Origin of the sequence: Curtobacterium ammoniigenes NBRC 101786, assembly GCF_001571045.1 — a bacterium.
Lineage (GTDB): Bacteria > Actinomycetota > Actinomycetes > Actinomycetales > Microbacteriaceae > Curtobacterium > Curtobacterium ammoniigenes.
Genome location: NZ_BCSV01000002.1, coordinates 352,888 through 361,914, shown reverse-complemented (window position 1 = coordinate 361,914; position 9,027 = coordinate 352,888). Strand labels below are relative to the sequence as shown.

Annotated in this window: 11 protein-coding genes and 1 pseudogene; 7 read left to right on the top strand and 5 right to left on the bottom strand. The window is 67.1% G+C overall.

The genetic code is table 11. The features are described from left to right. Positions 1-65 precede the first annotated feature (65 nt). Both CAM01S_RS05470 and CAM01S_RS05465 read left to right on the top strand, forming a co-directional pair. A complete protein-coding gene (locus tag CAM01S_RS05470; protein ID WP_066517438.1) occupies positions 66-1,136 on the top strand; it encodes a Gfo/Idh/MocA family protein in 1,071 nt (356 codons plus the stop codon). Continuing rightward, positions 1,133-1,951, top strand: a complete 819-nt coding sequence (locus tag CAM01S_RS05465) for a hypothetical protein (protein ID WP_066517437.1) — start codon at positions 1,133-1,135, stop codon at positions 1,949-1,951. Before CAM01S_RS05470 ends, CAM01S_RS05465 begins: the two co-directional genes overlap by 4 nt. Before the next feature lie 31 nt (positions 1,952-1,982). Here CAM01S_RS05465 and CAM01S_RS05460 read toward each other — a convergent pair whose 3' ends face one another. Together CAM01S_RS05460 and CAM01S_RS05455 are read right to left on the bottom strand one after the other, a co-directional pair. Next, a complete protein-coding gene (locus CAM01S_RS05460; protein ID WP_066517434.1) occupies positions 1,983-2,831 on the bottom strand; it encodes a formate/nitrite transporter family protein in 849 nt (282 codons plus the stop codon). A 58-nt stretch (positions 2,832-2,889) separates the two neighbouring features. Continuing rightward, positions 2,890-4,391, bottom strand: a pseudogene (locus CAM01S_RS05455) (SulP family inorganic anion transporter). Between the two features lie 112 nt (positions 4,392-4,503). On the opposite strand from CAM01S_RS05455, the gene CAM01S_RS05450 reads away from it, so the two are divergent. Then, a complete protein-coding gene (locus tag CAM01S_RS05450) occupies positions 4,504-4,878 on the top strand; it encodes a MerR family transcriptional regulator (RefSeq protein WP_066517432.1) in 375 nt (124 codons plus the stop codon). Next, on the top strand, positions 4,865-5,056 hold the full coding sequence (locus CAM01S_RS05445; protein ID WP_066517431.1) for a hypothetical protein: 192 nt from the start codon (positions 4,865-4,867) through the stop codon (positions 5,054-5,056). Before CAM01S_RS05450 ends, CAM01S_RS05445 begins: the two co-directional genes overlap by 14 nt. Here the strand turns inward: CAM01S_RS05445 and CAM01S_RS05440 are convergent. Both CAM01S_RS05440 and CAM01S_RS05435 read right to left on the bottom strand, forming a co-directional pair. Next, complete coding sequence (locus tag CAM01S_RS05440; RefSeq protein WP_066517429.1) at positions 5,053-5,265, bottom strand: hypervirulence associated TUDOR domain-containing protein; 213 nt, start codon at positions 5,263-5,265, stop codon at positions 5,053-5,055. The genes CAM01S_RS05445 and CAM01S_RS05440 overlap by 4 nt on opposite strands. 221 nt (positions 5,266-5,486) lie before the next feature. Continuing rightward, the gene (locus tag CAM01S_RS05435) at positions 5,487-6,533 is read right to left on the bottom strand and encodes a DUF4037 domain-containing protein (RefSeq protein ID WP_245631547.1); all 1,047 of its coding nucleotides are present in this window, start codon (positions 6,531-6,533) and stop codon (positions 5,487-5,489) included. A gap of 72 nt (positions 6,534-6,605) precedes the next feature. Here CAM01S_RS05435 and CAM01S_RS05430 point away from each other — a divergent pair, with 72 nt between their 5' ends. Genes CAM01S_RS05430 through CAM01S_RS05420 form a run of 3 tightly spaced genes read left to right on the top strand, consistent with a single transcriptional unit; the run spans position 6,606 to position 8,242 of the window. Beyond that, positions 6,606-6,851, top strand: a complete 246-nt coding sequence (locus tag CAM01S_RS05430) for a PLDc N-terminal domain-containing protein (protein WP_066517425.1) — start codon at positions 6,606-6,608, stop codon at positions 6,849-6,851. Between the two features lie 57 nt (positions 6,852-6,908). Further along, positions 6,909-7,256, top strand: a complete 348-nt coding sequence (locus tag CAM01S_RS05425) for a PadR family transcriptional regulator (protein WP_066517421.1) — start codon at positions 6,909-6,911, stop codon at positions 7,254-7,256. Beyond that, entirely contained in the window at positions 7,253-8,242 is a 990-nt protein-coding gene (locus CAM01S_RS05420) for a hypothetical protein (RefSeq protein WP_066517418.1), read from the top strand. Before CAM01S_RS05425 ends, CAM01S_RS05420 begins: the two co-directional genes overlap by 4 nt. 412 nt (positions 8,243-8,654) lie before the next feature. Here CAM01S_RS05420 and CAM01S_RS05410 read toward each other — a convergent pair whose 3' ends face one another. Next, positions 8,655-8,966, bottom strand: coding sequence for a hypothetical protein (locus tag CAM01S_RS05410; RefSeq protein WP_066517410.1), 312 nt, complete (start codon positions 8,964-8,966; stop codon positions 8,655-8,657). Positions 8,967-9,027: the final 61 nt, after the last annotated feature.

Sequence of the window (9,027 nt, the reverse complement as noted above, 5' to 3'; positions counted from 1 at the left end):
TCGGAGCCTAACTCCGGTTCGGCACGCCCCTTGTCGAAAAGTACACAACGAGTTACTTTTAGCGCATGTCCTCGGAAACGATCGGCGTCGGCTTCATCGGCGCCGGACCCGTCACCCAGGCGATTCACGTGCCCACCCTCGCCCGCATCGGCGCACCGTTCCGCGTCGTCGCGGTCATGGACGTCGACGCCGCCGTCGCGGAGTCCGTCGCCGACCGCGTACACGCCTCGTGGACCACCGATGCCACCGAGATTCTCGCGAACGACGCGGTCGACGTCGTGGCGGTCTGCAGCCCACACCGGTTCCACGCTGAGCAGGTCATCGCGGCCTGCCGGGCCGGAAAGCGCGCGGTGTTCTGCGAGAAGCCCTTCGCGATGAGCCGCGAAGAGGCGAAGGCAATCATGCGCGTCTCCGCGGAGACCGGTGTTCCCATCATCGTCGGCGCCATGCACACGTTCGACCCCGCGTGGGTCGCGGCCCGTTCGCATGCGGAGGCACTGCTCGCCACCGCGCACACGATCCGCTACTCGATCGTGCTGCCCCCGAACCCCCGCTTCGAAGACTTCGCGACTCAGGTGGTCGGGCGTCCCGTCGCGATGACCCCGCCGGATCGAAGCGATCCCGAGGTGGCTGCCGCCGACATGTTCGGACAGGTGATGGGGCTCGCCATCCACGACCTTCCGCTGGTGCGAGCGTTCTGCCCGGACTTCCGGAAGCCGCAGCTGCTCGACTGCCGCATTCCGCAGCTCGGCGGATACGTACTCGACCTCCAGGTGGGCAATCGGGCCGTCCGAGTCGAGGCGATACACACCGACGGGTGGCAGCCGGAGTGGTGCTTCGAGGTGATCGGCGACGACAGCGCACTCCGGATCGACTTCACGCCGTCGTACGTGCACGCGGGCTCCGGAACGGCCGTCGTAACGCTCGATGGCGAGCGAACCGTGTTCGGCCCCTTCGCGCAGAACGGCTACGAGGCGGAGTGGCGATATCTCGCGGCGCTCGTCGAAGGCCGTGCGGAGCCGCTGCATACAGCGGATCTCATCGAGGACGTGACCTTCGCTCTGACGATCGCCAAGCAGGCGTCGCAGGCGGCCCGAGCCCTCGTGGCCGGGCAACAGAGCGGGGCGGCCGCATGAGCGCGCGACACTCGGTCGCCCTCAGCGACCGCATCCCACCGGGAGAGGCGGCAACCATCGGGTGGGCTGCCGCCTCTCTTCCCGAGCTCCTGCGCATCGTCGATGACCATGCGGACCTGTCGGCCGTGAGCGGCACCGATTGGGCGGCAGCCGCGGCGCGTGCCGTGGAGGAGGGTGCCCGCGGCGTTCTCGTGGTTCGCCCGGCACCCCCCGCGCTCGGCGTCGATGGCTACGACGACGCAGTCGAGCGGTTGCGCGCCGCCCGCACGCCGGTCGTCGTCGCGACGGAGTGGGCGCACAACCCTGCCGTCGACACCGCGCGCGTTCGCATGCAGCCGCTCCTGCAGGACCGCGTGCACGCGTCCCTCCGCGTCACCGTGCCGACCGGATCCGACACGCAGCGGGTGCTGCTCGACGCGTTGGCGCTCCTCCGGGCGGCGATCGGCGGCATTGCGGCCCTGTCGACCGTTCGCTGGGACACGCACGGGTTCGACCTGCGTGGCGCAGTCGACGACAGCATCGAGGTATCGATCAGCGCCGTTGTGACCGACGCGGTGAACGCTGGAGCCGACCTGCGACTCACCACCCGGCAGCGGGCGATTCGTCTCGAACTTCCCACCGCCGACACCGCGCGCCCAGGCCTGGTGACCGTGTCGGGGCCGGAGGGTGCAACCGGGCTGCCGACGGAATGGGAGACGAGCGACCGGGCCGCATGGCGCCTCCTGGCCGAGCTTGTGGAGCGCGGCGGGTCAACCAGCGACCTCGACGACCTGCTCGCCGACATCGCCACCGTTCGGCACCTCCGCGGCGCCTGATCCGGCCAAATCGCTCGCCGTCCGGGGCAGGTCAGCGCTCGCCCTGCTCATGGGAGGCGCGGCTCGGGTCGTCGGAGGCCTCCTGCCGACGCTCCTGTACCAACTCTCGCGTCCGCACGAGCCGAAGCGCCGTGACGAGACCGAGTCCGCCGACCATGTTGAAGAGGAGCGTTGGGCCGAACCAGCCGAGCCACTGCAGGTAGGTGATCTGGCCTCCTGCGAGGATCGCGCCGAAGATGAGCAGCGAGTCCAAGATCGAGTGGAAGAGCTGGAGCCCCGCGAGAAGGAAGCCTGCGGCGACGGCTGCGACCAGGCGCGCACCGTCCGAATCGGTGCCGTGCTGCATGCGCGTCATCAGCGTGATCGTGCTGCCGCCGAGCACGGCGAGGAGGATGCTCTGCAGCCCGAACGGCATGTCGACGTAATGATGGGCGATCTGCTGCAGCGTGCTCGACCATGACGGGAACGCGTGCACGAGGAACCACATGAAGATCCACCCGCCGACCAGGTTTGCGACGAGGGTCGCGACCCAGAGCTGGACAAGCTGACGCACCGTTCCCTGACGGCCGGCGACCGCAGCGACCGGCATGAGGAAGTTCTCGGTGAAGAGCTCGCTATGGGCCAGGTAGAGCGCGATGAAACCGATGCCGAACGCCAGACCGGCGAGCAGATGATCGTGCGTTTCGTGGAGGACACCGACGTACGCCATCACGCCGAGGCCGACTTCGAGGCCGCCGAAGAGTCCCGTGATGAATGCGGAGCCGAATCGGCGCTGGAGGCGCTGCGCACCTTCGTCGACGAGCGAGTCGAACGACTCGTGGAGCTCGTCCTCGACGGGAGCGTCGGATTCGCCGACTTCGCGGCGTCGTTCGTCGGTCATGAGGCGGAGCGTATTCCCCGGCGCGCTGCGCAGTGCTGGCAGGTCGGGGGACGGCCCGCTACGCCTCAGCGGTGAGTTGACCCGTAAGTCGCTCGTGGAACCGGGTGCTGTCCGCGTTCATCCCGGCGATCACGACGGTCTTGCCGTGGCGTGCGTATTTCGTCTCGATCGCGTCGAGCGCCGCGACGGTGGACGCATCCCACACATGTGAACCGGAAAGATCGATGGTGACCTCGGTGGGGTCGTTGGCATAGTTGAACCGACGCGTGAGATCGCTGCTCGTGGCGAAGAAGAGCTCGCCGTGAACCCGGTACAAGACTCCCCCGGTCTTCGACACGATCCGCTCGACGTCCGCGACACGGGCGACCCGCCGGGCGAAGATGATCATCGCGGTGACCACGCCGACGATCACGCCGATGGAGAGGTCGTTGGTCGCGACAACGACCGCGACCGTGATGACCATGACGATGGTCTCGCCGAGCGGCATGCGCCGAAGGGTCGAGGGGCGAATGGAATGCCAGTCGAACGTGCCCACGCAGACCATCACCATCACAGCGGCGAGCGCGGCCATCGGAATGGCATTGACGAGATCATGGAACACCGCCAGAGCAGCAGGAGGAACACACCGGCCGAGAACGTCGAGAGGCGCGTCCGAGCGCCGGACTCCCGGACGTTGATCATGGTCTGGCCGATCATGCCGCAGCCGCCCATTCCACCGAAGAGCCCCGATGCGATCTGCGCGATCCCTTGTCCGATCGATTCGCGCGTCTTGTCGGATCCGCTCTCAGTGATGTCGTCGACGAGCCGCGCCGTCATCAAGGACTCGACGAGGCCGACGAGGGCCGCTGCGAGGGCGAACGGCCCGATGATCGTGAGGGTCTGCATCGTGAGCGGAACGTGCGGGAAGAACAACCCGGGAAGGCCCGCGGGCACCTTGCCGTCGTCGCCCACCGTCGGCACGTGCACGCTGCCGAGCATCGTGATCGCGGTGATCGCGATGACGGCGATCAGCGGTGCCGGGACGGCTTTGGTGAGGCGCGGGAAGAGCACGATGATGAGAATGCCGAGTGCAACGAGCGGGTAGACCATCCACGGCACGTTCGTCAGGTGGGGCAGCTGGGCGATGAAGATCAGGATGGCGAGCGCGTTGACGAAGCCGACCATGACGCTGCGCGGGATGAACCGCATGAGCTTGGCGAAGCCGACGGCTCCGAGCACGATCTGCAGGATTCCCGCGAGCATGACGGTGGCGACGAGGTAGTCGAGGCCGTGTGCTCGGGCGACCGGGGCGACGACGAGCGCGATGGATCCGGTTGCGGCGCTGATCATCGCGCGGCGACCGCCGGTGATCGAGATGACGATCGCCATGATCACCGAGGAATAGAGCCCCACACTGGGGTTGACCCCGGCGACGATCGAGAACGAGATCGCTTCCGGAATGAGGGCGAGCCCCACGACCAGGCCTGCGAGCAGTTCGCGCGTCAGCAAGGATGGACGGCGAAGCGCGTCGCGCACGCGGACGTTGCCGTCGTTCGTCGGCACGCCGACGGTTGCGGCCAGCACGAGCTGTTTGAGACCAGCGGGCACGAAGGAGCTCCTTTACGGCGTAGACGCCAGATGTCGGGAGGTCCCTACTCTACCGTAACGGGAGAGTTGAACGAATTGGAGCGAGATGGATGACGCGGAGCCGATGATGCACATCGGTGCGGCGGCCGAACGAACCGGCCTGTCGCACCGCACGCTGCGGCATTACGAGGAGGTCGGCCTCGTCACCCCCAGCGGTCGCACGGGCGGCGGTTTTCGCCTCTACACCGAGGGCGACATCGACCGCCTGCTGTTGGTACGACGCATGAAGCCGCTCGGATACAGCATCGACGAGATGAAGCACCTGCTCGCCGTCGTCGACATGTTGCGCGGCAGTCCCGAGGACACCGAGGCCCGCACAGCTCTGGCGACGCTCGTCCAGGAGGCGCGGGAACGTCGAATACGTCTCGCTCGGCAACTCGAGATGGCCGACGAGTTCAGCGCCATGCTTGAGGCGCTTTAGGTCTAGCTCTGGCTGCAGCCTGCGTGCGGCTGAGGCGCTCTGGCTCTGGCTCTGGCGCTGGCTCTGGCGCTGGCTCTGGCTCTGGCGCTGGCGCTGGCTCTGGCTCTGGCTCTGGCTCTGGCTCTGGCTCTGGCTCTGGCTCTGGCTGCAGCTTGCGCGCGCGGCTGAGGCGCTCTAGCTCTGCAGCTTGCGCAAGGCCGAGCCCTTGTGCGCTGCCTTGGCGCCGGTCTTCTCCGACTCCACGATGAACGCCGGCTCCTCGCTGGAAGCGCGGAACTGCTGGCCGTCGAACTCGAAGTCCTTCACCCGTCGTTCGACGATCGTCCCGTGCGTCCGCCCCTGGGAGGTCGACCACGACACCCGGTCGCCCTTGTTGAGTTCGCTCATGGGTCGAGTGTGCACTTCGATGCTCGGAGCGGCGGCGGTGTCCTCCGCGGTTTGCGCGCCGACCGGGACACGCCGCTCACTTGTCGCGGCGCGTCAGAAAGCTCAGGACAACACGCGCCGCAGATCAGCTTCTTGCGGGCTGGCGAACCACCGTTGAGCGTGTCGCACGGTTCCGACCGGGCGCTGCACCGAATCCGGCGCGGAACCGAGCGCCCTCCCCCTCATCCGAGTCGTTCCGCACCGACGAGATCACGACGGCGCGCGACGGAGACAAGGATGTCGACGTTGTCGGTGCGCTGCTCGACAGAGCCGACGCCGAGCGGCAGGTCCCGGACGCTCGGCTCACGGATTCCGGCCCTGAGCTGATCCACGATCTCGGGATTCGGCCGAATATATGGCCGGTCCCAGAATGGGAGGGCCGGCTCGTCCACCGTCGAAAGCCCCCGCGCTCGGAGGCGCCAAAGAATGAGCGTCAGGGCTTCCTCCGCCGCAGTGTTTCGCGCCACGGCGGTGTCACCAGCGATAACCCCGCGCAAGGGTCGGAGCAGGTCATCTGCGTCAGGGAGCTGAGCCCACGCTGTGCCAAACCACTTCGCGTACGGCCACCAGGTCCTGTTCGCGAGGAACGACAGGTGCATCATTGCGTGCGCAATTCGCGCGCCGATCAAATCCGCCCCGAGCGCATCCCCGCGGTCTGCGGCACGGCCGAGAAGTGGGAGCTCCTGATCGATGCGCCCGAAGTCGCAGGCGATGAGGTACCGCCAAAGATCGTCCGGATACCAGTCCAGCGCCTGCCGGAGCGCAGTCAGCTCTCCGAAGGGATCGGCGAATACGCGGCCGGCGGTGAGTTCGAGGATGGACTGCCCGGTCACCGAAAGCCAGTCGGCCACTGTCGCGCGGGATCGCGGATCGAAGCCGAGGCGCTCCGCTGTGAATCGTTCGAGCGTTTCGACATCAACGTGGTGGCGCTCCTCCGAGTCGCCCGAAAACGCGAACCGCGTGGGGTGTCCGAGGAACTCTGCCGGCAATTGTTCGTCGAGGATTCGACGGACAACGCCAACATCGCCTGGCGGGACGAACACATTGAGTCGCAAGCCCCAGTCGTGATCTCGGGACATATCGTCGTCGAACCCGAGAACGTCGGACCCTGTTCCAAGCCGCGCGGCAATCACCGGAATGTCCGGCGCCCTTTCCGCCAAAAGCGGTCGAACAACTCGCACGAAGAACTGCTGCGCGAGTGCCACGCCGGATTCACGTGGCTCCGTCACTCGCGCCATACTGCCCTACTCCGCGTGGCCATGCATTAGCGTGGTCGAGTCGCAACGCAAGGGGGAGCGTTCATGCAGAATCCGACAATTCCGCCGGTCTACGACGCAACGTGGACGGCCGTCCTGGTCGCAGCGGCGATACTGCTCGTCGCAGCGATCGGCGTTCTCGCCTGGGCGCTCGTGTCGATCACTCAGGCCGGCGCGTTCGCACCGCCGGACATCTCACCGCTGTGGGTCATCGTGATCGTGCTCGTGCCATTCGTCGGCCCGCTGATCTGGCTGACCTCCGGGCGATCTCTGCGCCGCCGCTTGACGTGACGGCGCACATCGACGCACCACTTGGAATACTCCACGGAGTGGAGTATTGTGACGGTCATGGAATCAAGGGGAATCCGTGACCCAGGGCTGTCAATTCTGACTGTCCTCGCTGCCGGACGCCGGCACGGGTACGCAATCATTCAAGAAGCCGAACGCATCTCTGAAGGACGAGTACGCCTCAAGGTGAGCTCGCTCTACGCCGCTCTCGATCGCCTCACGGTGGAAGGGCTTGTCGTCCGGGATGGCGACGAGTCGGTCGACGGTCGCCTCCGTCGCTACTTCGCGCTCACCGAGGCGGGCGCTGACGCACTTGAACATGAGGCCGACCAGCTCGAGAAACAGGCGAACGCTGCGCGCCGCGGCCTCTCGATTCGGCGGGGATCGCTGCAAGGGGGTGCCGCGTGAGCACGCATCGCATCGCGGTTGAGTACCGCGCCTGGTCCCGCTGGTATCCACAAGCATGGAGGGCGGCAAACGGCGCGGCGATGCTCGGCACCTTCCTCGACCTCGCCGACGCAGAAGGGCGGGACCGGCTGACGGGGGTGGATAAGCGTTCGCTCGTGCGCGGCGGCCTGGTTGCTCGGCTTGACGCGGTGATTCCTGCGGCTGTGCGGGACGGGGCATCGACCGCCCTGGTTGCTCTGCTCGCCGCATTCAGCCTCTTCACTGGCGTGGTCGACGAATGGGCTCCCTGGGCCCGCGCCTCCCGGCAGGTCTGGCTCACCACAGCGTTCCCCGACCCATCGAGGTCGGAGCATCTCACTTTTGGGCCGTTCTTGAGTCCGTTCGTTGTCGCTGCCGCGATGGTTCTCGCCGCCTTCGTCGCTGCGCTCGTTTCGGCGGAGCAGTTGTATCGCTTGGCTCTTGCCGCCGCGGTCGTCGTCGGTCTCATCACCGCCGCCATGGGTCATTTCGGCCTGGGTCACTGGATCTGGCTGCGCGGCGAGCCGTCACTGTTTGTCGCCGTCTTGAGCGCCATCGGTCTCGTCGGGAGGCGTCCGGCACCTAATCGCCTGTTCATCACGACGGCGGCGTGGTTCGTCGCATTCCTCGTGGCGGCCTTTGTATCGGGGACAGGCGCGTCGTCATTCGCGTCCGGGCGCACCGGCGCTGGCGATTTCTTCTTCGTCGTCGTCGGAGACGGCGCGTCGACGGTTGGCGTGCTCCTTGCCATGATCGTCGCCCTCGGATGCTTCCTCGCGCACCGGCGTGCGCTAGGTGCCGTGATCATCATGGCGACGCTGCCCTTCACGGCGGTCCTGATGGTCCACTTCCGGGCGTATGGCGGCAGCCCTCTCGCGATCGGCTGGATCGCGGCGGGCTATATGGTCACCGTGGCGCTCTCGGCGTTTCGCGCTCCGGGCGCACGCGACAACGCAAGCGCAGCCTGAGTGCAGACGCTCGCGCACCACGCGAACACCGGCCGTCAGTGCTCCACGGAAGTACCACGCTGCGGCGAGCGCCAGGAGCACGACGGGGAGCAATTCGGGAGCGAGCAGAAAAGTCCCGAAGATGACGTCGAACATCTCGACGCCGACCATCGAGATCGCCGCAACCCACACCCAGCCGGTGACGAGTGCGGAGGCCCGGTGCAGCCTCCGCACTCGTCGCGCGACCAGCGCTCGAGTCAGCCGTAAGCGGCGCCATCCTGGGCGCTGATGGGGAACGGCGGAGGCACGCCCGCGCCTCCAAGAGCAGACAAACACTAGATAAGTCCTTCGCGGCGAGTCGGAACGATGCGCGTATCGCCGCATCGGCCGTCACGTCGCCGCAACACCGATCAGGAAGACCGGACCAGGTGTGTCAGGAGCGTGCGCCAGCGAAACGGCGGCAGTGGGCAGCCGTCGTCGGCGCGCGCGGGCGTTGCGGGCGCTGCCGATCTGGCGGTGTCGGCTGACTGGAGTCGACTCCAATGCGCTCGCGGAGTCGGACGATGATCGGCAAGCGCATGCCCGACGAGACGGGGACCGGCCGCCGAGCGAGGATGCAGAGCGCGGCCGCTGCGCAGAGCGTGATCGCAAGCAGTGTCACGGCCGGGGCGGTCACCGCCTGATGGAGCCAGACGTCCAGCCACACCGCGAACGGCAGCAGTGCCCACGCCGTCCGAAGAATCATGGCCGCTCCTGATGTGATCGTTCGCGCACACCATACTGGAGTCGAAGCCGACCGACCCGCA